The 24,189-nt window shown below is 46.6% G+C and carries 25 protein-coding genes and 1 pseudogene; 14 read left to right on the top strand and 12 right to left on the bottom strand.

What is annotated here, in order from left to right; all coding sequences use genetic code 11:
• Window positions 1–16 precede the first annotated feature (16 nt).
• The 4 genes from uxaC to ACWJJS_RS07245 form a co-directional block, all read right to left on the bottom strand.
• A complete protein-coding gene (gene uxaC, locus ACWJJS_RS07260) occupies window positions 17–1,414 on the bottom strand; it encodes a glucuronate isomerase (protein WP_172614613.1) in 1,398 nt (465 codons plus the stop codon).
• Window positions 1,415–1,600: 186 nt separating this feature from the next.
• Complete coding sequence (locus tag ACWJJS_RS07255) at window positions 1,601–2,779, bottom strand: NAD(P)/FAD-dependent oxidoreductase (protein ID WP_003154907.1); 1,179 nt, start codon at window positions 2,777–2,779, stop codon at window positions 1,601–1,603.
• Window positions 2,780–2,818: 39 nt separating this feature from the next.
• Window positions 2,819–3,235 carry a DUF1641 domain-containing protein gene (locus tag ACWJJS_RS07250; protein WP_003154908.1) on the bottom strand — a complete coding sequence of 139 codons (417 nt, stop codon included), beginning with the start codon at window positions 3,233–3,235 and terminating at the stop codon, window positions 2,819–2,821.
• A gap of 386 nt (window positions 3,236–3,621) precedes the next feature.
• Entirely contained in the window at window positions 3,622–4,119 is a 498-nt protein-coding gene (locus ACWJJS_RS07245) for a cupin domain-containing protein (protein ID WP_071391968.1), read from the bottom strand.
• Between the two features lie 129 nt (window positions 4,120–4,248).
• Here ACWJJS_RS07245 and ACWJJS_RS07240 point away from each other — a divergent pair, with 129 nt between their 5' ends.
• Genes ACWJJS_RS07240 through ACWJJS_RS07230 form a run of 3 tightly spaced genes read left to right on the top strand, consistent with a single transcriptional unit; the run spans window position 4,249 to window position 6,758 of the window.
• Window positions 4,249–5,232, top strand: coding sequence for a DMT family transporter (locus ACWJJS_RS07240; protein ID WP_182068794.1), 984 nt, complete (start codon window positions 4,249–4,251; stop codon window positions 5,230–5,232).
• Between the two features lie 25 nt (window positions 5,233–5,257).
• Window positions 5,258–5,995 carry an ABC transporter ATP-binding protein gene (locus ACWJJS_RS07235; protein WP_003154913.1) on the top strand — a complete coding sequence of 246 codons (738 nt, stop codon included), beginning with the start codon at window positions 5,258–5,260 and terminating at the stop codon, window positions 5,993–5,995.
• A 1-nt stretch (window position 5,996) separates the two neighbouring features.
• A complete protein-coding gene (locus ACWJJS_RS07230) occupies window positions 5,997–6,758 on the top strand; it encodes an ABC transporter permease (RefSeq protein WP_017417582.1) in 762 nt (253 codons plus the stop codon).
• A gap of 24 nt (window positions 6,759–6,782) precedes the next feature.
• On the opposite strand, the gene ACWJJS_RS07225 is transcribed toward ACWJJS_RS07230, so the two are convergent.
• The gene (locus tag ACWJJS_RS07225; RefSeq protein WP_063636823.1) at window positions 6,783–7,601 is read right to left on the bottom strand and encodes a uroporphyrinogen-III synthase; all 819 of its coding nucleotides are present in this window, start codon (window positions 7,599–7,601) and stop codon (window positions 6,783–6,785) included.
• A gap of 175 nt (window positions 7,602–7,776) precedes the next feature.
• On the opposite strand from ACWJJS_RS07225, the gene ACWJJS_RS07220 reads away from it, so the two are divergent.
• The gene (locus tag ACWJJS_RS07220; RefSeq protein WP_003154919.1) at window positions 7,777–7,962 is read left to right on the top strand and encodes a hypothetical protein; all 186 of its coding nucleotides are present in this window, start codon (window positions 7,777–7,779) and stop codon (window positions 7,960–7,962) included.
• Window positions 7,963–8,000: 38 nt separating this feature from the next.
• On the opposite strand, the gene ACWJJS_RS07215 is transcribed toward ACWJJS_RS07220, so the two are convergent.
• The 4 genes from ACWJJS_RS07215 to fdhF form a co-directional block, all read right to left on the bottom strand.
• The gene (locus tag ACWJJS_RS07215; protein ID WP_063636824.1) at window positions 8,001–9,185 is read right to left on the bottom strand and encodes a macrolide family glycosyltransferase; all 1,185 of its coding nucleotides are present in this window, start codon (window positions 9,183–9,185) and stop codon (window positions 8,001–8,003) included.
• Entirely contained in the window at window positions 9,182–10,402 is a 1,221-nt protein-coding gene (locus ACWJJS_RS07210; RefSeq protein ID WP_454023449.1) for a cytochrome P450, read from the bottom strand. The genes ACWJJS_RS07215 and ACWJJS_RS07210 overlap by 4 nt, the downstream gene beginning before the upstream one ends.
• Before the next feature lie 207 nt (window positions 10,403–10,609).
• Window positions 10,610–11,152, bottom strand: a complete 543-nt coding sequence (locus ACWJJS_RS07205) for a DUF1641 domain-containing protein (protein WP_012117344.1) — start codon at window positions 11,150–11,152, stop codon at window positions 10,610–10,612.
• Window positions 11,145–14,102: a formate dehydrogenase subunit alpha gene (fdhF, locus tag ACWJJS_RS07200; RefSeq protein WP_454023448.1), complete on the bottom strand. Its 2,958-nt coding sequence runs from the start codon at window positions 14,100–14,102 to the stop codon at window positions 11,145–11,147. The genes ACWJJS_RS07205 and fdhF overlap by 8 nt, the downstream gene beginning before the upstream one ends.
• A gap of 122 nt (window positions 14,103–14,224) precedes the next feature.
• On the opposite strand from fdhF, the gene ACWJJS_RS07195 reads away from it, so the two are divergent.
• From ACWJJS_RS07195 to ACWJJS_RS07180, 4 genes are all read left to right on the top strand, one after another.
• On the top strand, window positions 14,225–14,794 hold the full coding sequence (locus ACWJJS_RS07195; protein ID WP_071391972.1) for a YjgB family protein: 570 nt from the start codon (window positions 14,225–14,227) through the stop codon (window positions 14,792–14,794).
• A 98-nt stretch (window positions 14,795–14,892) separates the two neighbouring features.
• Window positions 14,893–15,294: a ribosomal maturation YjgA family protein gene (locus tag ACWJJS_RS07190; RefSeq protein WP_102421805.1), complete on the top strand. Its 402-nt coding sequence runs from the start codon at window positions 14,893–14,895 to the stop codon at window positions 15,292–15,294.
• A 43-nt stretch (window positions 15,295–15,337) separates the two neighbouring features.
• A complete protein-coding gene (locus ACWJJS_RS07185) occupies window positions 15,338–15,511 on the top strand; it encodes a YjfB family protein (RefSeq protein WP_012117340.1) in 174 nt (57 codons plus the stop codon).
• A gap of 113 nt (window positions 15,512–15,624) precedes the next feature.
• On the top strand, window positions 15,625–15,807 hold the full coding sequence (locus ACWJJS_RS07180) for a hypothetical protein (RefSeq protein WP_071543315.1): 183 nt from the start codon (window positions 15,625–15,627) through the stop codon (window positions 15,805–15,807).
• Between the two features lie 282 nt (window positions 15,808–16,089).
• On the opposite strand, the pseudogene ACWJJS_RS07175 reads toward ACWJJS_RS07180, so the two are convergent.
• Window positions 16,090–16,486 (bottom strand): annotated as a pseudogene (locus tag ACWJJS_RS07175) (MgtC/SapB family protein); the annotation flags it as partial.
• A 361-nt stretch (window positions 16,487–16,847) separates the two neighbouring features.
• Between ACWJJS_RS07175 and ACWJJS_RS07170 the strand changes: the two are divergent.
• Complete coding sequence (locus ACWJJS_RS07170; RefSeq protein ID WP_060386880.1) at window positions 16,848–17,273, top strand: MarR family winged helix-turn-helix transcriptional regulator; 426 nt, start codon at window positions 16,848–16,850, stop codon at window positions 17,271–17,273.
• Window positions 17,257–17,604: a DUF3147 family protein gene (locus ACWJJS_RS07165; protein WP_070081658.1), complete on the top strand. Its 348-nt coding sequence runs from the start codon at window positions 17,257–17,259 to the stop codon at window positions 17,602–17,604. Before ACWJJS_RS07170 ends, ACWJJS_RS07165 begins: the two co-directional genes overlap by 17 nt.
• Before the next feature lie 188 nt (window positions 17,605–17,792).
• Here ACWJJS_RS07165 and ACWJJS_RS07160 read toward each other — a convergent pair whose 3' ends face one another.
• Both ACWJJS_RS07160 and ACWJJS_RS07155 read right to left on the bottom strand, forming a co-directional pair.
• Window positions 17,793–18,476 (bottom strand): HAD family hydrolase, encoded by a 684-nt coding sequence (locus tag ACWJJS_RS07160; protein WP_182068788.1) that lies wholly within the window; start codon window positions 18,474–18,476, stop codon window positions 17,793–17,795.
• A 17-nt stretch (window positions 18,477–18,493) separates the two neighbouring features.
• A complete protein-coding gene (locus ACWJJS_RS07155; RefSeq protein ID WP_003154937.1) occupies window positions 18,494–19,255 on the bottom strand; it encodes a DeoR/GlpR family DNA-binding transcription regulator in 762 nt (253 codons plus the stop codon).
• 252 nt (window positions 19,256–19,507) lie between these two features.
• Here ACWJJS_RS07155 and lacG point away from each other — a divergent pair, with 252 nt between their 5' ends.
• The 4 genes from lacG (at window position 19,508) to ACWJJS_RS07135 (ending at window position 24,188) form a co-directional block, all read left to right on the top strand.
• The gene (lacG, locus tag ACWJJS_RS07150) at window positions 19,508–20,908 is read left to right on the top strand and encodes a 6-phospho-beta-galactosidase (protein WP_454023447.1); all 1,401 of its coding nucleotides are present in this window, start codon (window positions 19,508–19,510) and stop codon (window positions 20,906–20,908) included.
• 62 nt (window positions 20,909–20,970) lie between these two features.
• Entirely contained in the window at window positions 20,971–21,285 is a 315-nt protein-coding gene (locus tag ACWJJS_RS07145) for a PTS lactose/cellobiose transporter subunit IIA (RefSeq protein WP_063636834.1), read from the top strand.
• Between the two features lie 11 nt (window positions 21,286–21,296).
• The gene (locus ACWJJS_RS07140) at window positions 21,297–23,003 is read left to right on the top strand and encodes a PTS lactose transporter subunit IIBC (protein ID WP_454023446.1); all 1,707 of its coding nucleotides are present in this window, start codon (window positions 21,297–21,299) and stop codon (window positions 23,001–23,003) included.
• 15 nt (window positions 23,004–23,018) lie between these two features.
• Complete coding sequence (locus ACWJJS_RS07135; protein WP_070081654.1) at window positions 23,019–24,188, top strand: galactokinase; 1,170 nt, start codon at window positions 23,019–23,021, stop codon at window positions 24,186–24,188.
• Window position 24,189 lies beyond the last annotated feature (1 nt).

Here is a 24,189-nt window from a genome sequence, read left to right as displayed (position 1 = left end):
TCTTTCATTCCATTTTTTAAAAGCGGAAATATTCCTCAGCATTCCGGTAACAAATTCCCTCGACAATCCTCCCTAAAAGCTCCATATCGCAGGGCGCTTCGCCTTGTTCCGCCCAGCCGCCGATCAGCGTGCAGACAAGCCGCCTGAAGTATTCATGGCGGGGATAGGACAGGAAACTTCTTGAATCCGTCAGCATCCCGATAAAACGGCTGAACAGGCCTGTGTTTGATAACGCTTTCATTTGTTGAAGCATTCCATCCTTCGTGTCATTGAACCACCAGGCTGTGCCGAATTGAATTTTCCCCGGTGTTTTCCCATCCTGAAAGCTGTTGATCATGCTGGCGATAATATAGTTGTCATTCGGATTCAGAGAATACAAAATCGTTTTAGGCAATTGCCGCTTTTTTTCGGCGGAATCTAACAGCCGGGCAAGCGGTTTTGCGATACGTTCATCATTAATCGAGTCATATCCCGTATCAGGACCGAGGCTGCTGAACTTATTTGTATTGGTATTTCTTAACGCGTTAATATGGAACTGCATCGCCCAGTCCAGTTCGGCGTAAAGACCGCAAAGATATTGCAGCGTCCGTGTTTTGAATTTCTTTTCATCTTCAAAAGACACATGCTCTCCGCTTAATCCGGCGGCAAAAATCCGGGCCGCTTCCTCTTCGGTCGTCTCGGCATAAACCATTTGATCTAATGCGTGATCCGACACTCTTCCCCCGGCACTGTGAAAGAAGCGGACGCGGGATTCCAACGCATCCAAATACGATTGGTAGGTGGTGACAGCCATTCCGGAAGCGCTCTCCAGCGACCGGACCCAATCGGCAAAACCCGGGCTGCTGATGTCCAGTCCTTTGTCAGGCCGAAATCCGGGCAGCACTTGAACCGGAAAATCACTTTCTTTCAACAGTTCGTGGTATGTCAGCGCATCGGCAGGATCGTCGGTTGTGCAAATGACTTTGACATTTGATTTCAGAATGAGATCCCTTGCGCCAAACCCGTCTCCCTGCAGGAGCTCATTCGTTTTTTTCCAAATTGCCGCGGCCGTTTTTTCATTCAATACGTCATAAATGCCGAACCAGCGCTGCAGCTCTAAATGCGTCCAGCAGTACAGCGGATTGCCTATCGCCATCGGCACCGTTTTTGCCCAGGCGAAAAACTTCTCTTCATCTGAAGCGTTTCCGGTAATGCAGCGCTCTTCAATGCCGTTGGCCCTCATGATCCGCCACTTGTAGTGGTCACCGTAAAGCCATGCCTCCGTAATGGTTGCGAAGGTTTTATTTTCATAGATTTCCTTTGGGCTTAAGTGACAGTGATAATCAATGATCGGCATGTTTTCTGCGTATTCCCGGTACAGCTTTACGGCCGTTTTACTATCCAGTAAAAAGTCATCACCCATAAAAGCTTTCACACTCTCATCCTCCCTCTTAAAAAATGTTAACGTTAACAAAATGGTTCTTTTTTATTTTAGCTTCCTCTTTCTCACATATCAATCATTTTTATTTTATTTTTCAGAAAATTGTATCCGTTAACATTTTCATACAAAAAAAGACACTGCCGAGAAAGTCCGGCAATGTCTTCTGTGTGATCTTAAGGATTAGTAAGCGAGGCTGAATAATCCTTTGATATGTGTTAAATAACGTACGTTACTTGCTTCTTTCATTAAAGATGCCGGAAGGCCTTTCAGCGGAGTAGAGTTCGCTCCGATGATGGCAACCGCGTCTTTACGTCCAAGGCTTGCAAGCGTACCAGAGTTTACAGGCTTGAATGTTTCAAGCGTTTTTCCTTCTAAGTAAGCGAACAGGTTGTAACCGACAAGTTCACCCATCTGCCAAGCGATTTGCGCTGTCGGCGGGTACGGACGGCCGTCCGGCGCAAAGTATACAGCGCTGTCTCCGACAACGAATACATCTTCGTGAGAAGTAGATTGTAAGAAATCGTTAACCGTCGCACGGCCGCGGTTCACTTCAAGGCCGGATTCGCCGACTAACGGGTTGCCTTGTACGCCGCCTGTCCATACAAATGTGTTGGCAACGACTTTTGAACCGTCTTTCAGATCAATAACGTTTCCTTCAACATTTGTAACAGGAAGACCTGTTAAGAACTCAACGCCGCGTTTTTCAAGGCTTTTTGTCGCGCGTTCGATAAGGTCATCAGGAAGAACAGGAAGAATTTTCGGACCTGCTTCTACTAATTTCAGTTTGATTTCTTTCGGATCTACGCCGTATTTTTTCGTAAGGTTCGGCATGATGTCAGCAAGCTCACCGACAAGCTCGACGCCTGTTAAGCCGCCGCCGCCGATAAGGATTGTTGCATCAGCTTCGTTTTTCGTTTTAGAGTATTCACGCACACGGTCTTCCACGTGTTTGTATACTTTGTTGGCATCAGCAGCAGATTTCAGCACCATGCTGTTTTCTTCAAGTCCAGGAATGCCGAAATAAGCCGTAACAGAACCAAGTCCGACAACAAGCGCGTCATAAGTCAGCTTAGAACCGTCAGAAAGGGCAACTTCTTTCTTATCAACTGAGAAAGAATTGACTTCTGCGATTTTAATGTCGACGTCTTTTCCTTTCAGAAGTTTTTCAAGCGGCATAGCAACAGCCTGTTCAGACACGTTGCCTGCTGCAAGGCGGTGCAGTTCCGTAATGATTTGGTGAGTCGGGTATTTGTTCACAACGGTTACGCGTGCTTCATCTTTACTGTAATGTTTGCGAACGGTTAAAGCAGAAAGAACTCCGCCGTAACCAGCGCCTAAAATGACAATATGTTTTGACATCGTATATCCTCCGTCCTTTATATCAATTTGAATCTGAGATTATTTTTGTTTTTCGTTCATGATTTCAAGATAGCTGTTAGCAAAACGGAACAGCTTTTGAGCTTGAGGATCTTTCAGCATGCGCAGCAGGCCGAAAAGTCCGATCGTTTCATTGCTTGCATCCGCGCGGTCTTTTGCTTCGATCGCAGTAGCCGCAACTTCTTTCGCTGTTTCTTTCACCGGCTCAAGAATTTCTGTAAGCGCACCCACTGTATCGCTCTTCAATACTTCGTCTGTCGCTACAGACTGTGCAAAATCATAAGACTTCGTTAAAATATTTACTAACTCAGTCAGTTTTGGAAGCTGATCCACTAAAACAGTCAGTGATTCTTGAACTTCAGGTTTTAGCAGCTGATCAATAAGATCGCGTTGGCCTTGGCTGACAGATGCATTTGTTTGATCGATTGTTTCTGGCATATCCGATTCTCCTTTACTATAAGCAGTATGCTGATTTTTTTGGAAAGGGTAGCCTTTCCCCCTTCATGCAGAAAAGCATGAAAAAGCAAGATTGTGAATTCATGCACAATCATTTACAAAAATAAATGTTTACTACCCAGTTTTTCACTTTGCCATATCCAGTATTATTTTTATATCAACAAAAACAATTGAATAAGTCAAAATTTCTTTTTCCTCTCTGAAAATAGCAAACATAAAAAACCCCAATTTGATTTACTCTTATATAATAACACTTTTTGAACAAAATTTGAACGTGAATTGTTTCGTTTATGAAATTATTTATATGGCGGGGGTGTAATAACGTTTCTTTTAGGCTATTTTTTTACAGACCGTCCGCTTTTCCCCTGTCATTTTTCCCACAATTTTAAAAGCGGGCCCGATTTTCCCGTAAAGGGGTCACATTCCGGGAGCGGGACGCGGCTGATTTCTTCTGAAGTTCTATCATTTTTCTCCGTTTTTGTATCGTACTGCCGGCCGCCCGGATAAGCCCCGATCACGGTAAAATCAGAACTGCCCGACAGTTTTTTATGTCCGGTGCCGGCCGGAATGACCGCTGCGTCTCCCGTTTGAAGAACGGCGTCCGCCCCTTGTTCCCCGCCGAACCTCAAAACCGCGGTTCCTTTTACCGCGACAAGAACTTCGTGCGTGGTGCTGTGAAAATGATGATACGGAAATACTCCGCCCGTCCAGCTGTTCGACCAATCGTGCCGGCTGAGGACGGACTCTGCTTTCTGTACCGTTTCTTCATTAAATACCGCTTTATAAATAACAAGCGGAAGATTCGGGTTATTCGGAATGCGGCCGTCATCTTCGAAATAAAGCACTTGAATATCCTCTTTCTGCATTGTGTTCACCTCCGTATATGTCTGTTTCCCATTCATCATTTATTAAAACGCTATTTTCTCATATTCCATTGCGAAGCCTGCCGGTGAATAGTATAGTATAAAAAAATATGTGTCAAAATGAGGGATTTAATGAAAGCCATCGTGATCGGAATATTGGCATCTCTGTTTTTTGCAGTCACATTTATTTTAAACAGGGCGATGGAGCTTTCCGGCGGAAGCTGGATGTGGAGCTCTTCCCTGCGTTTTCTTTTTATGATTCCGTTTTTATTTTTGATCGTTTATGCGAAAGGAAAATGGGCGCCGCTCTGGCATGAAATCCGGAAAAAACCGTTTTTTTGGCTGAAGTGGAGTTTTACCGGGTTCGTGCTTTTTTATGCCCCGATTACGTTTGCGGCGGCATATGGGCCTGGCTGGCTGATCGCCGGCACGTGGCAGATTACAATTGTCGCGGGTGTGCTTCTGTCGCCGTTTTTCTACGAAACAAAAAATTCACCGGCGGGCCCGGTTTCCGTCAGACAAAAGATCCCGCTGATTTCGCTGGTTACTTCCGTCATCATCCTGATCGGAGCCGGGCTGATTCAGCTTCAGCATGCGGGTTCTCTGTCCGGCCGCACGATACTATTCAGCGTGGCGCCGGTCGTCATCGCGGCTTTTGCCTATCCGCTCGGCAACCGCAAAATGCTGGAACAATACGGCGGAAAACTCGATACGTTTCAGCGGGTGCTCGGCATGACGCTCGCAAGCCTTCCGTTTTGGCTTTTGATCGCCGCTTTCGGCTGGTATAGAGACGGGCTTCCCTCAATGGGACAGACATTCCAATCCTTTATCGTCGCACTCAGCTCGGGCGTTATCGCAACAGTATTATTTTTCCGCGCCACCGATATGGTGAGGAATGAGCCGCAGAAGCTCGCTGCTGTTGAAGCGACGCAGTCCGGAGAGGTTCTTTTTGCACTGATCGGCGAAATCGTCTTTTTATCCGCAGCGTTTCCGTCACTTCTTTCATTTGCCGGACTGTTCATTATTATTGGGGGAATGGTCATGCATACATTCGCTTCCCGGCAGACAGACCAGAAAACGGCGGAGCAAACGTCAGCCAATCTCACCGGTTCCTGATTTTTTACGAAAGGTGTCATCCTATATGAAAGAAGAAATTCCGGCAATATCTTTTCTGTCAGCCGGCAAACGCTTTGAACAAAACAATACGTCCTTTGATGTCCTGAGCCGTGTAACCGGACATATTCAAAAAGGTTCTATCACGGCGTTGATAGGGCCTTCCGGCGCGGGAAAAAGCACATTGCTGTCACTTTGCAATCTGATGAATACACCTGATGAAGGGGAAGTGCTTGTATTCGGAAAAGAAATAAGGCGCTGGGATATCAGGGAGCTCAGAAAAACCGCGGGCCTTGCATTTCAATCAGCTCCCGTCACGGAGGGCACGGTGCGGGACAACCTTCTGCTCGCAGAAAAACTCCACGGGGCGCAGCACTATACCCCTGAAGAGCTCGCAGATTTTACAGACCTTCCGCGCGGGCTTCTGGATCGGAATGCAAAGGAATTATCCGGAGGTCAGCGGCAGAAGCTCTCATTAGCGCGAACTCTCGCCGGACTGCCGTCCATCCTGCTGCTGGATGAAATCACCTCGGCGCTCGACCCCTCATCCGTTCTCACCATTGAGAAACTGATTACGAAACTCCATCGGCAAAAACAGCTGACAATCCTGTGGATCACCCATAACCTTGAACAAGCGGAACGATTATCCGATACGGTATGGTTTATGGCTGAGGGACGGCTTTTAGAGACCGCGGAAACGAAAACGTTCTTTAAGGAACCGAAACACGAAAAGGCCCGGGCGCTTTTACAAGGGAGCGGGTGCTGATATGAATGATCTTTCACTGTTACTAACAAGTATATTTGTCATTATCGCTTTATTCCTGTCTAAATCTTTTAAAGCCGGCGTCGAAAAGGATATGATCGTCGCAACCGTCAGGGCCGTCATTCAGCTTCTCATCATCGGCTATGTGCTGTCGCTGATTTTTCGCGGTGATCACCCGATATTTATCATATTAATGGTGCTTCTCATGCTCACGGCCGCTTCGCACAATGTCGCCAAACGGAAAAAAATGCGGATCGGCTCATTTTGGCGCGTTTTTCTGACACTGGCAATCGCGGAAACCGTGACGCAGGGACTTTTACTGACCCTTCACATCATTCCGTTCACTTCAAGATATGTCATTCCGATAAGCGGCATGGTCATCGGAAACTCCATGGTGCTCTCAAGCCTGTTTTTAAGCCGGATCAGTTCGGAAGCAGACCTGCGGAAAGAAGAAATCCTGCTGATTCTCTCTCTTGGAGGAACGCCTAAGCAGGCCGTCCGGCAGATATTGACGTCCAGTATGAAGCTCAGTATGATCCCGACGCTTGAAAGCCAGAAAACATTGGGTCTCGTTCAGCTTCCCGGCATGATGACGGGGCAGATTTTAGCGGGGGCTGATCCGATACAGGCGGTGCGCTTTCAGCTGCTGATCGTTTTTACAACGATGGCCTCCGCTCTTCTTACATGTATCATACTCAGCGCCTTGACATATCCTTCCCTTTTCACGGAACACTGGCAATTAAAAAAATTCAGCAGGGAAGCGTAAGCTTTTTCCCTGCTGAATGGTGGTTCATGACAAGGTCAGAGATTCATAGTAACGGGATAATTCAATAATCATCGCTCCCATCCGCTCAATGTCCGGAGCAAGGACCCTCTTTACCCCTTCATCCCGGATCGCTTCAGCCGTCACTTTGCCGACTGCGGCGGCAAGCACGTGTTTTTCGAATGCCTGCTGCAATTCCTTTGCGGATCCTTTTTCTTTTGCATAATCAAAGAGAGAGCGCACTTGAATGGCTGTCGTAAAACATACGGCATCGACCTCTCCGTTTAACAGCTCTCCCAGCAGTTTATCGACCGTCTCTCTTTCAGGCGGAATATGCTGATACGGCAGAACAGGGAATACCTCCGCTCCGTTTTTCTCAAGGAACTCCGTTAAAACCGGCGCTTTCTCGCCATGAAGCTGTATCATGACTTTTTTATCTTTAAAGTCAAATCGTTCCAAGGAGCGGATCAGCCCTCTTGTTGTACCGTCTTCATCTGAGGCATGCGGTGTGATGCCGAGCTTTTTTAAGGCCGCATATGTTTTATAGCCTCTGCAGCCGATTTTCGCTTCATGAACGGCCGCTAAAAATTCTTCTTTCAGACCGATTTTTTCCGATACCGACAATAACGTTTCCGTACCGATGCCTGTGGTGAATATCACCCAGTCGGCTTTTTGCTCGGCAAATGTTCTTACGTCGGGTTCCATTTGATCCTCCGCCAGGTATACGGTTCCTTGGAGGGAACGGATGACTGCCGTTCCGCCCTGCTTTTCTATTAATTTTGTGATCTCTTCTGTTTTCCTCGAACCGCCGATGGCAATCCGTTTCCCGTTCAATCCTTTTCCCATCGCTGTTTTCTTCTTCCCTTCAGATGCCGGGCGCCCTATGGCAGGCCGTCATTTATTTCTATTATTGTTACGCAATCAGCCGGGAAAATCAAGCTATGCTCCCGTTGAATCCCCCGTGCAGTTGCTGTATCATTAACCGGGCAGAACGATTTGATTCGCGGAGGGACTTTCAATCATGGAAACAAAAAAAGAGTTCGAGACAAAAGGATACGATACTTCGGTCATTTATGAGTTCAATGAATATCCTGATGTTCACAGCGGCCGATGTGACAATTGCGATTACACGCTGTTTAAAAGTTCAGTGAAGGGCGGAAAATTTTTGAGGGAATGCCGGAGATGCGGCATGAAGAAAAATATATAACAAAACAGGCAGCCGTCCGGTGCTGCCTGTTTTCCTAATCAATTTTCGACGGACGCCTTTTCCAAAAATTCTTCAATGGCGCAAACAGCCTGTTTTGGACCGCCGGTTTCTTTTATTTTCTCCTGCATGCTTTTCACGCGGCTGAGGATGTTTTTATCGCCGTATACGTTCTGAACGTCTTTTTGCAGACGGGCCACAGTGACTTCTTTCGGGGGCAGATGCACGCCAAGCCCCAATTCATCCACACGCTTTGCGGTAACCTCTTGTTCGTGCATTTGCGGAACGACAACGAGCGGAACACCCGCATTCATCGCCTCCATTGTACTGTTCATCCCGCCGTGAGATACGAACAGCTTTGCTTTCTCCAGCACATCAAGCTGCGGAACGTGCTGGCGGATGATAAAGTGATCGGGCACATCCGAAAAACTTTCCGGATCAATTGTTGTGCCGACTGACATAATAACCCGCCAGTCCGAGTCCCGAAACGCGTCAATACACATCCGGTAAAATTCAGGCCAGGCGTTAAACGCCGTTCCCAGTGAGATGAGCATAAGCGGACGGTCATCGGCTGCATCAATTTCCAGACTTCCCGTATTTGTGCGTTCTCCAAGAGACGGACCCGCAAAACAGAATCGTTCATCAAAGGTTTCCTGTTTCGGCTGAAAGGCCCTTGGCATAAAGACGATATTCAATTTTTCAGGCATGAAAAATTCTTCCATTGTCATCCGTTTCACTTGTTCATTTTCAATTTTCTCCTGATATTCTTCTATCGCCTGTTTGGCCGCTTCCATCGTTTCTTCGTCTCTTCCTAATTGAAAATACTCATTCATTGCATAGCTTGGGCAGAACTTTACGGCCGGGATGCCGCCATTATCCGCAAACAATTTTCCGGCAAGCGCTAAAAAATCAAACAGGACGATGTCAGGAAGGTCGTCTTTGTACAGCTCTTCCAGCTGCGGAAGCACTTCAACCGCTTCTTCCAGAAACATTACAAACGCGTCACTTTTATTTACCCGTTCTTTTATCGTCTTCGGGTCCGCCTTTATGCTTGTGCGGTATAAAACGGGAATAGCACCCGTTTTGGCAACGGAAGCTTCAAATTCCTCAGTCGTAGCGAATGTCACTTTATACCCGCGATTGACAAGTTCCTCGGCCACAGGCAGCGTGGGATTGACATGACCGTGAGCGGCCACATTAATAATGGCGATGTGTGTTTTTCTCATCTTTTTTCCTCTCCCTCATTTTCGTTTATCTCCGCTTCTAAAGACTCCAGCCCGTACATGACACTGTTTCGGATCGGTTCAATCCGGACGGGCTCAAGGTGTGAAAAGGTTTTTACAATTCCTTTCAGCGCGGCTTCCGCTTCAAGTCTGGCAAGCGGAGCGCCTAAGCAGAAGTGTACGCCGAATCCGAAGGAAAGGTGCGGATTCGATTGGCGATGAATATCAAATACGCCCGCCTTCTCAAATTTGTTTTCATCACGGTTGGCAGATGCAACATAGCAGAGAACGATCTCTCCGCTTTTCAAGCGGCGTCCGCGCAGCTCAGTGTCGTGCCGGACCGTCCTTCTGACAAACGGAGCGGGAGCGCGAAAACGCAGCGTTTCTTCCACCGTTTGCGCGATGAGAGAAGGGTCCTGTCTCAGCTCTTCATAAAGGCCGGGCGTCTCTAATATGCTGTAAACCGCATTTGAAATGAGATTAGTCGTTGTTTCATTTCCCGCCACTAAAAGCAGATTGCAAAACGGGATCAGATCTTCTGGCGTGAGCTTCTCTCCCTCTTCTTCCTCTTTTATCAAAATAGAAATAATATCTTGGCCGGGCTGTTTTCGTTTGCTTTCTATTATTCCCGCAAAAAACGCCGCCAGCTCCGCCTCACATTGGTCACGTTCCTGCTGATTTTTCTCCGCCGCTTCAGGACTCGCATCTTTCGGCATGCTGACGAGAATATCCGACCATTTTTTAAACTGATCCATACGTTCGGACGGAACGTCTAATAATTCTGAAATCACCATGACCGGCAAAGGGTAAGAGAGATCTTTAACGATATCAATCCGCCCTTTGTTCTTTGCCTGTTTCAGGAGATGATCGGTAATGTCTTTAATTCTCGGCTCCCATTCCTTCAAGACGCGGGGAGTGAAAGCGCGATTGACGGCAGATCTGATTTGGGTATGTTTCGGCGGGTCCATATTCAGCATGGACTTTGCAATCGAGCTTTTCACATCAGTCATGCGGCTTGAGAACGTCTCTTTATCACTGATGACTTTTTTGACATCATCGTATAAAAACACACTCCAAACCTTCGTTTCTTCATCAAAGTATATAGGGCTTTCCCGTCTCATTTTTTCATACCAAGGAAAAGGGTTGTATACGTCCAGGCCGTTTTTTCCTTTCATCAGGGTTCTTTGGATGGCTTGTCTCGTGCTCCTCAGCTTACTCATGTTACATCACTCCTGATTGTTTCATATTTGAATAGTTGACGTACCTTGAATTTTATCCTAGCACATATTTTCAATTTTTTTCTATTCATAACCTTAACTATTAACATAACACAACAAAAGTCATGAATCCGGAGGTGAAATTTCTCCCAAGAAAACAGCAGAAGTGCACAAAAAACCCGAGCCTTCGGCCAGGCTCGGGAGAAATGCTCACTCATTCGTCTGCGGTTTCTGGTGCTGCTTTTGGTCTTCAGGAGGCTGCGTATTTCTTTCCATATCGTCCGTATCAGCGCCCATGCCTTTCAGAAAAGAAAACAGCAGAGTGACGGCCTTGTTGATTTCCGGGTCTTTTAAAGCGCGGACGATATCAAAATACCCCGTCTTCCTGCCGCTGTCTTTTTCTTCGACGGCCTTTGTGACGCCCGCATTGATTTTAACGATAAACGGCTCAAGCTGTTTTACATCGAGCATGCCGAGAACGCCGCTTAACAGCAGGAGATTTTTCAGCATATTGGCCGTTTCCGGCGTATTCGCCTTCTTCACCAGGATATCCATCACTTTGTCTCCTTGGCCGAAGAGCCCGCGCAGAAGCGCCAAAACGCCGCGCTCGTTCATGTGCTGAAGAATGTGCAAAGATTCCAAAATCGCGTCTTTATTTCGTAAAAGAGCCGTCTCGATCTCTTCTAAGTCCTTTTTTCGTTTGTCTTCTTCTGTGACGGTCTGTTTTCGGATGCCGCTGATTGCTTTAGCCATTTTGCTGTTTCCCCCTTTTTACGGCGTCTCCCGGAAACACATAATCTTGACGCGCCCATTTCCGATCAACCCGGACACCGATCTGCGGCTGCGGGTTTCCGTAACGGAAATTGATTTTCGGAAGCGGATTAACGCCTTCTTTTTTCAAAATCTCCATCTTCGCTGATGTTTCTTTATAAGCCGGTGTATCCGTATCCTTATCCGCATAGCTGCTTGTCAAAAGGTTAATGGGGGCGTCTTTTGAATCGTTCATCGGGAGATAGACTTGTTTGCCTTTTACCCTGTCTGTGATGACGCATTTGACTTTCACATTTCCGTACGGTGATGTCAGACGGACAAGCGTTCCGTCTTCCAGCCCTCTTTCTTCGGCGAGTTCGGGCGAGACCTCAAGGAACACACTCGGTGTTTTTTCGGATATTCCTTTTGATCGGTAAGTCAGATTCCCTTCGTGAAAATGCTCGAGCAGCCGCCCGTTATTCACATGGATATCATATTCTTCACCAAATTCTTTCGGCTCGGTCCACTGAACGGGATATAGAATCGCTTTGCCGTCTGAAAACGGGAACTTGTCCGTAAATAAAAGCGGTGAATCGGTTCCGTCCGCTGCAACCGGCCATTGCAGTGAATTGTAGCCTTCGAGACGTTCGTAAGTGACGCCTGCGTAGAGCGGCGAAAGCATTGCCGCTTCTTCCATAATGTCTGCCGGATGTTCATAGCGCCAATCAGCGCCCAGCCGGTTGGCGATGTCCGTAATGATCTGCCAATCAGGCTTTGAATCGCCCAGCGGTTCAAACACTTCGTAAAGGCGCTGCACCCTCCGTTCCGTATTCGTAAACGTTCCTTCTTTTTCAAGGCTCGGGCTTGCCGGGAGCACCACATCGGCGAACTCGGCCGTCCGCGAGAGAAAAATATCCTGCACAACGAAGAAATCAAGCTTTTCAAAGGCGGCATGAACATGGTTGATATTGGAGTCGACAAGCCCCATTTCTTCCCCTTTTACATACATACACTTCAGTTTTCCCGAGTGGATGCCCTCGATCATTTCATGATTTGTCATTCCGATTTCTTTCGGCAGGTCTGTTCCCCAGCCCTGTTCATACTTTTTGCGGGCTTTTTCATCCGTTACTTTTTCATAGCCGGGGAAGCTGTCAGGCATACTGCCGAAATCACTGGCTCCCTGCACGTTATTATGGCCCCGAAGTGGATATGAGCCTGCGCCGGGCTTTCCGTAATTTCCGGTCACAAGAAGCATGTTGGAAATGGCCGTGCTCGTATCACTTCCTCCGATATGCTGGGTGACCCCCATCGCCCACAGTGCGCATACACTTTTGGCTTCATGAATCATCCGGGCCACTTTAATTAAGGTATCCTTGTCCACACCGGTATGTTTTTCCGCATATTCCATCGTATAAGGTTCAAGGCTTTTCACGAATTCATCTAATCCGTTCACTCTCTCCTTCAGAAATGCAGTATCCGCCAAATCGTGATCAAGCAGATATTTCGATACGGCATTCAGCCAGACAATATCTGATCCGGCACGCGGCTGGAAAAACACGTCGGAGCGCTCGGCCATTTCGTGTTTTCGCAAGTCAGCAACGACGAGCTTCTGCCCGTGCAGCTTATGAGAACGTTTAATGCGTGTGGACAGGACGGGGTGAGACTCAGATGTATTTGAACCGATAATCAGCACGAGCTCAGCTTTTTCTATATCTGTAATTGATCCTGAATCGCCGCCGTATCCGACCGTTCTGAACAATCCGGCCGTGGCGGGAGACTGGCAGTAGCGTGAGCAGTTGTCGACATTATTTGTTCCGATAACGGCTCTTGCAAGCTTCTGCATCACGTATGATTCTTCATTCGTGCACTTGGAAGATGTGATAAAAGCAAGCGCGTCCGGGCCGAAATGTTCTTTTATATCGGTAAATTTATCAGCGATCAGCTGCAGCGCTTCATCCCATTCCGCCTCCCGAAACGAGTCTCCTTCCCGGATAAGCGGTTTGGTAAGGCGCTTTTCACTATTGACGAAATCCCAGCCGAATTTCCCTTTCACACACGTCGAAATTCCATTTGCGGGCGCCTCAGCCTGAGGCTCGACCTTTAAAATGTCTCTTCCTTTCGTCCATATATCAAAACTGCAGCCGACACCGCAGTATGTGCATACGGTTTTCGTTTTCTTGATTCTTTCATCCCGCATGGCCGATTCCATATCCGATATGGCTAAAATTGATCCGTATCCGGTTTCGACGCCTTTTGTGATGTCAATCATCGGCCGAAGCGTCTCTTGGTTAATGCCTGTTAAATACCCAGCTTCGCCTTCCATGCCTTTTTCCATCATGGCATTGCACGGACATACCGTCGAACAATGTCCGCAGGAAACACATGATGATTCATTGATCGGCACATCCTGATCCCAAATGACCCGCGGGCGTTTCCGCTCCCAATCAATGCTTAACGTTTCGGTTACCTGTACGTCCTGACAGGCTTCGACGCAGCGTCCGCACAAAATGCACTGATCGGGATCATATCGGTAAAACGGATTTGATTCATCTTTAGGATACGGTTTTTGATCGAACGGAATGCTTTGATGATTGATTTTCATTTCCTTTACGGTATTATGTACTTCGCAGCTCCCATTGTTGTAATCACAGACCGTACAGTACAATTCATGGTTGTGCAAAATGTTGTCCATGCCGATAACCTGCGCTTTTTTTACATCGGACGAAAGCGTATCGATGACATCTCCGTCCTTTATTTGCGCAGAACACGAACGCACCAGTTCCCCGTTAACATTGACGATACAGGTATCGCACGTTTCAATCGGCCCGAGACTCGGGTGATAACACACGTGCGGCACGTCAATTGAACTATTGTTCAAAAGCTGCAAAACGGTTTGGCCGTCCGGCGCTTCCATTTCAACCCCATTGATTGTAACTTTCTTTGTATCAGCCATTTTCTTTTCCCCTTTCTGTACCCCTCTATACATCCTCTATGATTCCCAACCGGCCTTTCACTAAAACATCTCGTTTATCTCAGGAAACATACGGGTATGAGCGGTAAAAAGGAGGCGTTCACATGTTGAAGAAAAAAACACTCGTCACGGGATTGTCGGCAGTGATGCTCACGGGATGCGCTTTCGGAGCAGAAGCATTTTCGGATACACAGCCCGTCCATGCCGCAGCCGCTTCAAAAACGGAAAACCAGCGTGCACAAGAACTGGTGAACAGCCTTTACCAATCGGCATTTAAAGGGGAAATGCCGCAAAATGTGAAAGGCCTGAAAATCAACCAAAGCACAAGACAGGACGTTTACGATAAAATCGGCGAGCCGGAACAAAAAGCAGACAGCCGCAATCCATTTGATTTATACAGCTGGAACATGGGAAACCCCGGCTACGGATTTTCCTATCATAAAAACGGAAAAATCTCGGAAATACGCTATTTCGGAACGGGGGTCGAGCGGCGCTTAAACCTCGGCAGCGTCACACCTGACGTCTTAAGCAAACAAATCGGCAGCGCTGACAAAATCCTGACAGTGCCAAAAACGGGCGAAACAGATTACGTCTACCATACGGGGCAGTATGAGCTCCGCTTCGTCATCGGCAGTGATCAAAAAGCAGATCATGTCAACCTAAAAGCCAGATAACGCAAAAAAAGCGGCCTTCCGGGCCGTTTTTTTCATAGACAGCTTCTCCGTCGTTCCTTACAATACATGGGAGTACAAAAAAAGGGGAACAGTGTGAAGTGAATAGACATCCATTGACATACGGAATATGTACCGTTTTTATCATCGCCCTCGGTTTGCTGTCCAGAACCTCATACATCACCGCCCTATTGCCCGGCATCATAAACGCTTATTTAGGAGATGCCCTGTGGGCGGCCATGATTTTTACAGGATTCGGGCTTTTGTTTCGGCACATCCGGACGGAAACAGCCGCAATTTTGAGCCTCTCGTTTTGCTGTCTGATTGAATGCAGCCAGCTGTATCACGCGCCGTGGATTGACGCGGTCAGAAGCAGCACGCTCGGCGGGCTGATCCTCGGCTGGCAATTTGTCTGGAGTGACATTTTCGCCTATACCCTCGGGGTTTGCGCTGCCGCACTTTTAGAATGGGCCGTAAAAAGAAACCGCCAGCCCTCTTCATAATCGGAGCACGCCGCCGATATGAAGGGATAAGGAGGTGGAAGCTATGGATATCCCTGCGTTATCAATCGCAATGCATCAGGCATCTCTGGCGCAGAATGTAAATATCGCTTTAACAAAAACGGTCATGCAGCATGCACAGGCTGCGGCGGAAGAAACAGTGAAAATGCTGCCGTCCCAGCACCCGACTGCCGGCCATTCAATTGATGTGAAAGTGTAAAAAAAGATGCCGGATGATAACCGGCGTCTTTTTTTTGCCCATTGTACATACACCGTACCGGGCATACAGGAATAAGGTAAACGGAACCAACATTTGAAAAGGAGGTTTTCCTCTTGTACGATCCTTTCGATCATGAATACACAGCCGAGAGCCACGAACGGGTGCCATATCATTATCCGCGGCCGCCTTATTATTACCCTAGACCATATCCATACTATCCGCGGCCGCCTTATTATTACCCCAGACCATACCCATACTATCCGCGGCCGTATATCCCGTTCTATCCTTGGTATTAATGTTTGAAAAGAAATGACTGCAGACAGGAGGCTTCCCTGTCTGCTATTCAACTTTGACCGACAGGATATACGGGAGGGCTTGAACTTTTTCCATTACCGCTGCTTTCCCGCTTTTGCATTTCACCCTTCCCTTCACTTCAAGCACCGCCTTATTCAATTCATAGGACGTAATCAGAATTCCTTTTTCCTCAAGAGAAGTTAAAATATCATGCATGACGGCTTTCTCTTCAATCCTGAAACTGACAGACAAAGAATGCGCCGCCGGTTTAAACAGAAAATTTAACAGTTCAAGCCCGATTAACGCCAAAATCGTGCCGCTGATGCCAATGACATACATACCTGCCCCGATCGTCAGCCCGATCCCCGACGTAGCCCAAATCCCCGCTGCCGTCGTAAGCCCCCGCACGACATGCCGCTGCAAAATAATCGTGCCGGCTCCTAAAAATCCGACACCGCTGACGACCTGCGCCGCCACCCGGCTCGGATCAAAGGACGTATGGCTGTTGGATAACAAATCAAAAAAGCCGTATTTGGAAACGATCATCATCAAGGCGCTGCCGACGGCCACTAAAAAATGCGTCCTCAAACCGGCTTCCTTCGCCCTGAATTCTCTCTCCAATCCAATAAGAGCCCCAAGCAGACCCGCAACCGCCAGACGAATCACAAAATCAAGTTCCATCCGTCTCTCTCCTTTCCTTATCTTCTTACCCGCTTTTTATCCCCCGTATCTTTTTCAATCAGCACAGGACTGCCCTGCTGAAAAAAACTGCATTTGAATATATACTTTGGTTCTTTATCATATTGTCAGTGCTCTTATTTATATGCGGAAGGTATTAAGCTGCCGTTTCTTAAAATAAGGAAAATGACTTATTGAGAGTATATTAAATAAGTTTATTCGTTGAAGCTGCGGCCGCTTGTCTCTTCCAATCTTCTAAAAACAGAACGAATGCCGCTCCCTCAGCTCAAAAATTGCTTTCAATCCGCGAAAATATATCGTAACATAAGATATAATCTTAATAAACGATAAAAGGTGGCTTATGATGTCTAACGAAATTATACGATTAAATGACCTCTGGACAGATATTTACTATCGGCTCCGTTATCAGCACCATGAAAAAATCACTCACCAAGGTGTACGGATTCTGCAAGTCATTCAAAAAGAGAAGGCAGTCGGAATAAAAGACATTGCCGAAGCGATTCAAGTATCGCATAATACCGCTTCGGAACATATAAAGCGGTTACTGAAGAAAAAGTATGTTTATAAAACCAGAAGTGTTGAAGATGAGAGGAAAGTCATTTTAAAACTTACCAGTTTGGGGGCGGATGTCCTTTACCGGCATTCCGGTCTTGATGAAGAAAAGCTTAAACAGCTTCTTTTTGACAACATGAATAATGAAGAACGAACACTTGTCTTAAAAGCATTCAGTTTGATGAAGGAGCGTGCTGAAGATGTTTACGATCGTTAAAATCATTGTCTCCGCTGCTATTATTGGGGTTATCACTGAAATATCAAGAAGAAGCCCGAGTTATGGAGGTATTATAGCGGCTTTACCAATTGTCAGTATGCTGAGCATGGTTTGGCTGTACATCCAAGGCGAAACGAAGGAGACATTAAGTCATTTTGCATTCAGCGTGGCTTCCGGCATCCCCTCTACAGTCATTATGCTGGTCATTATCGGCATCGCCCTTCGCCATTCACTGTCTTTCATTGCCGCATCAGGGCTTGGACTTACAGGATGGCTGGTTTTCTTGTATGCTCAGGATTTTATCGTGAAACATATAAACAGTCAGCAATAGGCACCTTAGCGCTTCTTTGGAAGAAATACGAGGAATTAAAAAGACAGGGATATCCCTGTCTTAAAAGTGACTCCGAATAAAAAGCGAAACTCTTTTCTTCACGAGAAGCGCCAAACACAAAAACATCCCGTGTTGCGAACGGAGTCCGCATCTGTACGGCCATACCCGTGTGAAAACCGGCTGATCTCTCAAACAGAATGTCCGGCAATCACCTCAAAAAACGAGGTGAAGTCTGTCAGTATCCCGTCTTCCGCCAGCTGTTTTTCTTCAAATAGCGCGCGGTTTTTTCCGAGCGGGTCAATGGCCATAATCTTGCCCGCACCTGCTTTTTTCGCCGCTGTGAGCCCTGAAAAGGCATCTTCAATGACTAAGCATTCTTCAGGTTTGAGGCCTAATTTTTCCGATGCGATGAGAAAAATATCCGGCGCCGGTTTTCCGGGGAAGCTCCCGTCATCAAACGTGACTTTGTCAAAATCAAACCACTGATCCAAATGAAAGACGTCAAAGTAAAACTCGACATTTTCCTTTACCGTAGCCGTGGCGATGGTCATCGGTGTTTCCGATTTTTTCAGATGGTTCAATACGCCGGTCAGTCCCTTCGTCAGCTTTAACTCGTCTTTGTTTTCAAGGCATAATTCTCTGTAGTAGGCTTCTTTTTCAAAAGACAGCTTCTTGATTTCTTCATTTGTTAAATCGCCGGAAATAAAATACGTCAGGATTTCACTGTTTGTTCTCCCGTGAATGTTAACGAAAATGTCTTCATCAGAAATGGTTTTCGGTGCGTATTTTTTCACCATGAAAAACCATGCTTTTTCGTGCAGATGCGAATCTTGAAACATCGTGCCGTTGAAATCAAAAATAACCCCTTTCATCGAACCGCCCGCCTTTTTTATTTTTTTGCGATTTTGACATCTACATATTGCTCGTAATGAATTTGAACATCTTTCATGACTTTATCATCCGTAATCAGATAGTCCATATCGTGCAAGTTATAGAACACGTAAAAATCTTCCCGGTTGAATTTTTTATTATCCGCCAGCAAAAATTTCGTCCGCGAATTATTCAGCGCGATTTGGTGAGCTTCCCCTTCTTCAATGCTGTAAGAAGAAATCTCATCATTATGTATGCCGTTGGCGCTGATGAAAGCCTTCGTAAAATTGAATTTCTGCAGATTGCCGTTCACGATGGGGCCGACGAAGGCACCGGTATTTTTTCGGAAGTCGCCGCCAATCAGGATGGTATCCGCAGTGTCGCCATGTTTCAAAATATCAAATACGGGATAGTTGTTTGTGATAATCCTGATTCGCTTATGCAGCAGGTGTTTCGCTAAAAGTTCAATCGTCGTGCCGGGCCCTAAAAAAACGGTATCGCCGTCATTTACATAGGAAGCTGCGAGTTCCGCGATCTTCCCCTTCTCCTCCATTTGAACACCCAGTTTTTCATTATGCGATAATTCGTGATCAATGGAATAAGATATGCTCTGTGCGCCTCCGTGAATACGTACGATTTTTCCGGCCTTATCCAGCTCGTCCAGATCTCTTCTCACTGTCATATCAGAAACTTCCAGTTCATCGATAATATCACTCACCGTAATAAACCCCCGCGAGTTTACAATATCGATGATTTTTAAAAGTCGCTCTTTTTTTAACATGTTCAATCATCCCCTCAACTTTACACACAATCTAACATACTGCGGCAATCCGGTCAACAAAAACAAACACTAATAAACAACACAATCAACATAAAAAACAACGACAAACTTACATAACCCCTATAAATACAGATGTTATTTCTTTATGAAGCTATTGACAACAAAAATGTATGCGTTTACTATTAAACAAAAGATAACAATTACAAACATTAATAAACTACAATTCACACATTGGCGAAGGAGGATTCAGTAATGCTCAAATTACCTCATGACTTTATTTTCGGCGGAGCGACTGCGGCATATCAAGCGGAAGGCGCCACAAAAGAAGGCGGCAAAGGGCCTGTGGCCTGGGATGAATTTCTTGAAAAACAGGGAAGATTCAGCCCTGATCCGGCAAGTGATTTTTACCGCCAGTTTCCGGAAGATATTAAACTATGTGAAAAATTCGGAATAAACGGCATCCGCCTTTCTATAGCCTGGACGAGAATTTTCCCTGACGGCACGGGCAAAATCAATCAGGAAGGTGTTGACTACTATCATCGTATTTTCTCAGAGTGCCATAAACGCAGCGTCACCCCTTTTGTCACGCTGCATCATTTCGATACACCGAAAGGATTATTTGATCAGGGAGATTTCCTCAACCGCGCTGCAATAAAAGCGTTCGTCAGCTATGCGGAGTTTTGCTTTAAAGAATTCAGCGAAATCAGATATTGGAGCACGTTTAACGAAATTTATCCCACAGCCACCAACCAGTATTTACTCGGGGTTTTCCCGCCATCTATTAAAAGTGATATCACAAAAGTCATTCAATGCCTCCATCACATGATGGTAGCGCATGCGATGACCGTCAATCTTTTTAAAGACGGCGGTTATCCGGGAGAAATCGGGGTCGTCCATTCATTGGAAACAAAATATCCCGCCAGCGGCACAGAAGAAGACCGCCACGCCTGTTTTCTGGATGACGCGTTATCAGTGAGATTCCTCCTCGATGCCACCTACCTCGGCTATTATTCTGAGGAAACCATGCGTGCTCTGGATGAAATCTGTGAGGCAAACGGCGCTTCATACGAGTTTTCAGACAGTGACTTTGACGTGATGAAAAAAGCCTCGACGCGCAATGATTATCTCGGCATCAATCATTATCAATGCCATTTCGTCAAAGCGTACGACGGAGAAACCGTTATTCACCATAACGGAACGGGCGATAAGGGCACTTCGGTCTATAAAGTAAAAGGAATCGGCGAACGAATTTACAAAGAAGGCCTGAAGCGGACCGATTGGGACTGGCTCATTTACCCTGAAGGCATGTATGACATGCTGATGCGCATCAAACGGGACTATCCGCAATATAACAAAATTTACATTACCGAAAACGGCATGGGCTATAAAGATGAGTTTGAAGACGGCATCATTATGGATAAGGCAAGGATCGACTACTTAAAAGTATATTTAGAAGCCGTCAGTAAAGCGATTACCGACGGAGTCAATGTAAAGGGGTACTTCTTATGGTCCTTAATGGATTTATTTTCATGGACCAACGGCTACAACAAACGTTACGGTCTTTTTTACGTCGACTTCGACACCCAAAAACGGTATCCGAAAGAATCGGCCTACTGGTACAAACTTGTAAGTGAAACAAAAACAATCATTTAACGATCATACATGGTGAAAAGAGTCTCTTTTCATCATGTGTGCCGTCTTTAGGAGGTTTTTTCATGACAAAGGAAGAATTGCAGATGCTCGGTTTTGAAATCGTCGCCTATGCCGGCGACGCCAGAAGCACTTTATTGAAAGTCCTGAAAGAAGTCCGTGGCGGAAACTTCGAAAACACGGAAGCAGCATTGAAAAGCGCCGATGAAAATTTAACCCTCGCCCACAATGCGCAAACGAAAATGTTAGCTGAAGAAGCTGACGGCAAGGACATGGAATTAGGGTTTATTTTCGTTCACGGTCAGGACCACTTGATGACAACCCTTTTGCTCCGTGATCTTATTCAGGATTTTATAGAACTCTACCGAAGCCGCCGATAAGGAGTGGAAAAATGAACGGTATCATCAAGCAAATCGAAAAGGGAAAACCGTTTTTTGAAAAAATCTCAAGAAACATTTATTTAGGTGCGATCCGCGACGGCTTCTTAACTGCCATGCCGGTTATTTTATTCGCCAGCATTTTCATCCTCACCGCCGCTGTGCCGGAAGTGTTGGGTTTCACTTGGCCTAAAAGTGTTTCTGAATGGCTTTGGAAAGTTTATAACTTTTCAATGGGCGCCCTCGGCCTGATCGTTGCGGCAACAAGTGCGAAGTGCCTGAGTGAATCAATGAACCGAAAAATGCCGAAAAACAAAGGGATCAACCCCGTTTCAGCGATGCTTGCTTCAGTCGTCGGGTTTCTCATTTTAAGCGTCACTCAAATCGACGGCGGATTCTCCACGGAATATCTCGGCACAAAAGGTCTTTTAGCCGCTTTTGTATCCGCTTTCATAGCGGTGAACGTTTACAGATTCTGCGTGCTGAAAAATATTACGATTAAAATGCCTAAAGAAGTGCCGGGTACCATTTCACAAACATTTAAAGATGTTTTTCCGTTCGCTTTTTCCGTTTTGGCCATGGTGATCGTTGATTTATTGATCAGGAATACGCTGAACGTATCTTTTGCAGAGGCTCTCTCCTCTCTCTTATCGCCGTTTTTTACCGCCGCAGACGGTTATCTCGGGATTTGTGTCATTTGGGGAATGACGGCGCTGTTCTGGTTTGTCGGCGTTCACGGACCATCTATTGTGGAGCCGGCCATCGCAGCTATTATTTACGCAAATGTGGAGGCGAACCTGCAGCTTCATAATGCCAGTGAGCAGGCGTCCAACGTGCTGACCGTCGGACTCGGGAACTTCGTCGGCACAATGGGAGGAACCGGCGCAACCCTTGTTGTTCCGTTTATCTTTCTGCTTTTCGCAAAATCCAAGCAATTGAAAGCAGTCGGAAAAGCATCCGCAGTTCCGGTGTCTTTCGCAGTAAACGAACCTCTTCTCTTTGCTGCGCCGATCATTTTAAATCCTTATTTTTTCATTCCGTTTGTTGTAACGCCGATGGTGAATGTCTGTCTGTTTAAATTTTTCGTGGATGTCATCGGAATGAACAGTTTTATGTATGTTCTTCCGTGGGCCACCCCGGCGCCCGCCGGCTTGATTCTCGGAACCGGCATGGGGCTCTCGGCTTTTGTTCTGACGGCTGTATTAATCATTGTCGATTTCCTGATATACCTGCCATTCTGTAAAGCTTATGACAAAGTATTAGCGGCGGAAGAAACCCAACACACCGAGCCTGAAACCGCGCCGCAAAAATCCCGGGAGATACAGCCCGTAATAGCCGGCGCCTCAGAAGACGCGGCTTCCGTCATCAGCACAAATTTTCAGGAATCCTCATCCGCCTTGGAACACGGCACCAATGTGTTAGTGCTGTGCGCCGGAGCGGGAACGAGCGCCATGCTTGCGAACGCACTGACAGAAGGAGCCGAAGAATACAACGTGCCGATCACCGCCTCAGCAGGCGCCTACGGATCCCATTACGACATCATGAAAGACTTCGATATGATCATTTTGGCTCCGCAAGTCGGCTCTTATTATGATGACATTAAAGAAGATGCGGACCGCCTGCATGTGAAACTCATCGCAACGAAAGGAGCGGAATATATCAGCCTCACCAGAAATTCACAAAAAGCCATTCAGTTCATACTGGAGCATACCCCAAAATAGAATCGGAGGTTTATCATGGATGCCAAACTTTTGAAATCGAGATTCGAAGACATTTTCAAGAGAAGCAACGGAGAACTGTTTTTCGCACCCGGCCGGATCAACCTGATCGGGGAACATACGGATTATATAGGCGGTCACGTTCTTCCCTGCGCGATCACGATCGGAACATATGCCGTATGCGCAAAACGCGAAGATCACCAGATCCGGTTATACTCAGAAAACTTTCCTGACAGCGGCATTGTCTGCCTTGATCTTTCCGCCACAGCATACAAAAAAGAAGACGGCTGGGCCAATTATCCGAAGGGGATGATCCATTACCTTCTTGAAGCCGGCGGCCAAATAGACAGCGGAATGGATATTCTTTTTCACGGTACGATTCCAAACGGAGCCGGTTTAAGCTCCTCTGCTTCCATTGAAATGTTAACCGGTTCCATTTTAAGAAAGTTATTCAGCTTGGATGTTTCCGATACTGAACTGGCGCTTATCGGAAAAAGAGTCGAAAATGAATTTATCGGCGTGAATTCAGGGATTATGGATCAATTCGCAGTGCAAAAAGGCAAAAAGAACATGGCCATTCTTTTAAACTGCGATAAGCTTGAGCACGAAATGATTCCGGCTGCTTTTAACGGATATAAAATCGTCATTATGAATACGAACAAACGCCGGGAGCTGGCGGCTTCAAAGTATAATGAACGCCGCAGCGAATGCGACGCGGCTCTCACGGAACTGCGGCAATATCGGAATATCGCATCACTTGCGGAATTGACGGGAGAAGAATTCAACAAACTCGAACCCCTTCTCTCCTGTGAAACTTTGCGTAAAAGAGCCCGGCACGCGGTCAATGAAAACGAGCGGACCCTCTCAGCGGCGGAAGCTCTTAAATCGAATGATTTGAAAACGTTCGGGGAGCTGATGAATGCGTCCCACCGTTCGTTACGCGATGATTATGAAGTGACCGGTGACGAATTAGACGCGCTCGCTGAAGCAGCCTGGAAAGAAGGAGCACTCGGAGCGCGGATGACGGGCGCGGGGTTCGGCGGCTGCGCCATAGCCATTGTGGAAAGTGAAGAAACCGCCGGCTTTATCCGGGCCGTTTCATCTCACTACCGCAGCAGGACAGGTCTTGAAGCTTCTTTCTACATCGCGGATATAAGCGATGGCGCGGCTGAATGGAGGGGAAAATAAA

This window comes from Bacillus sp. JK106 (genome assembly GCF_053663355.1).
Note: the sequence above shows the minus strand (reverse complement) of the source record. Positions and strands in the feature narration are given on the sequence as shown.

Bases quoted from the DNA above. Each gene is read 5' to 3' on its own strand.
- ACWJJS_RS07205 (WP_012117344.1), bottom strand. From the start codon at position 11,152: ATGGCTAAAGCAATCAGCGGCATCCGAAAACAGACCGTCACAGAAGAA.
- ACWJJS_RS07230 (WP_017417582.1), top strand. From the start codon at position 5,997: ATGAATGATCTTTCACTGTTACTAACAAGTATATTTGTCATTATCGCT.
- ACWJJS_RS07160 (WP_182068788.1), bottom strand. From the start codon at position 18,476: ATGAAAGGGGTTATTTTTGATTTCAACGGCACGATGTTTCAAGATTCG.
- ACWJJS_RS07235 (WP_003154913.1), top strand. From the start codon at position 5,258: ATGAAAGAAGAAATTCCGGCAATATCTTTTCTGTCAGCCGGCAAACGC.
- ACWJJS_RS07135 (WP_070081654.1), top strand. From the start codon at position 23,019: ATGGATGCCAAACTTTTGAAATCGAGATTCGAAGACATTTTCAAGAGA.
- ACWJJS_RS07215 (WP_063636824.1), bottom strand. From the start codon at position 9,185: ATGAGAAAAACACACATCGCCATTATTAATGTGGCCGCTCACGGTCAT.
- fdhF (WP_454023448.1), bottom strand. From the start codon at position 14,102: ATGGCTGATACAAAGAAAGTTACAATCAATGGGGTTGAAATGGAAGCG.
- ACWJJS_RS07225 (WP_063636823.1), bottom strand. From the start codon at position 7,601: ATGGGAAAAGGATTGAACGGGAAACGGATTGCCATCGGCGGTTCGAGG.
- ACWJJS_RS07220 (WP_003154919.1), top strand. From the start codon at position 7,777: ATGGAAACAAAAAAAGAGTTCGAGACAAAAGGATACGATACTTCGGTC.
- ACWJJS_RS07165 (WP_070081658.1), top strand. From the start codon at position 17,257: ATGTTTACGATCGTTAAAATCATTGTCTCCGCTGCTATTATTGGGGTT.
- ACWJJS_RS07145 (WP_063636834.1), top strand. From the start codon at position 20,971: ATGACAAAGGAAGAATTGCAGATGCTCGGTTTTGAAATCGTCGCCTAT.
- ACWJJS_RS07170 (WP_060386880.1), top strand. From the start codon at position 16,848: ATGTCTAACGAAATTATACGATTAAATGACCTCTGGACAGATATTTAC.
- ACWJJS_RS07185 (WP_012117340.1), top strand. From the start codon at position 15,338: ATGGATATCCCTGCGTTATCAATCGCAATGCATCAGGCATCTCTGGCG.
- ACWJJS_RS07245 (WP_071391968.1), bottom strand. From the start codon at position 4,119: ATGCAGAAAGAGGATATTCAAGTGCTTTATTTCGAAGATGACGGCCGC.
- ACWJJS_RS07140 (WP_454023446.1), top strand. From the start codon at position 21,297: ATGAACGGTATCATCAAGCAAATCGAAAAGGGAAAACCGTTTTTTGAA.
- ACWJJS_RS07255 (WP_003154907.1), bottom strand. From the start codon at position 2,779: ATGTCAAAACATATTGTCATTTTAGGCGCTGGTTACGGCGGAGTTCTT.
- ACWJJS_RS07210 (WP_454023449.1), bottom strand. From the start codon at position 10,402: ATGAGTAAGCTGAGGAGCACGAGACAAGCCATCCAAAGAACCCTGATG.
- lacG (WP_454023447.1), top strand. From the start codon at position 19,508: ATGCTCAAATTACCTCATGACTTTATTTTCGGCGGAGCGACTGCGGCA.
- ACWJJS_RS07195 (WP_071391972.1), top strand. From the start codon at position 14,225: ATGTTGAAGAAAAAAACACTCGTCACGGGATTGTCGGCAGTGATGCTC.
- ACWJJS_RS07240 (WP_182068794.1), top strand. From the start codon at position 4,249: ATGAAAGCCATCGTGATCGGAATATTGGCATCTCTGTTTTTTGCAGTC.
- ACWJJS_RS07155 (WP_003154937.1), bottom strand. From the start codon at position 19,255: ATGTTAAAAAAAGAGCGACTTTTAAAAATCATCGATATTGTAAACTCG.
- ACWJJS_RS07250 (WP_003154908.1), bottom strand. From the start codon at position 3,235: ATGCCAGAAACAATCGATCAAACAAATGCATCTGTCAGCCAAGGCCAA.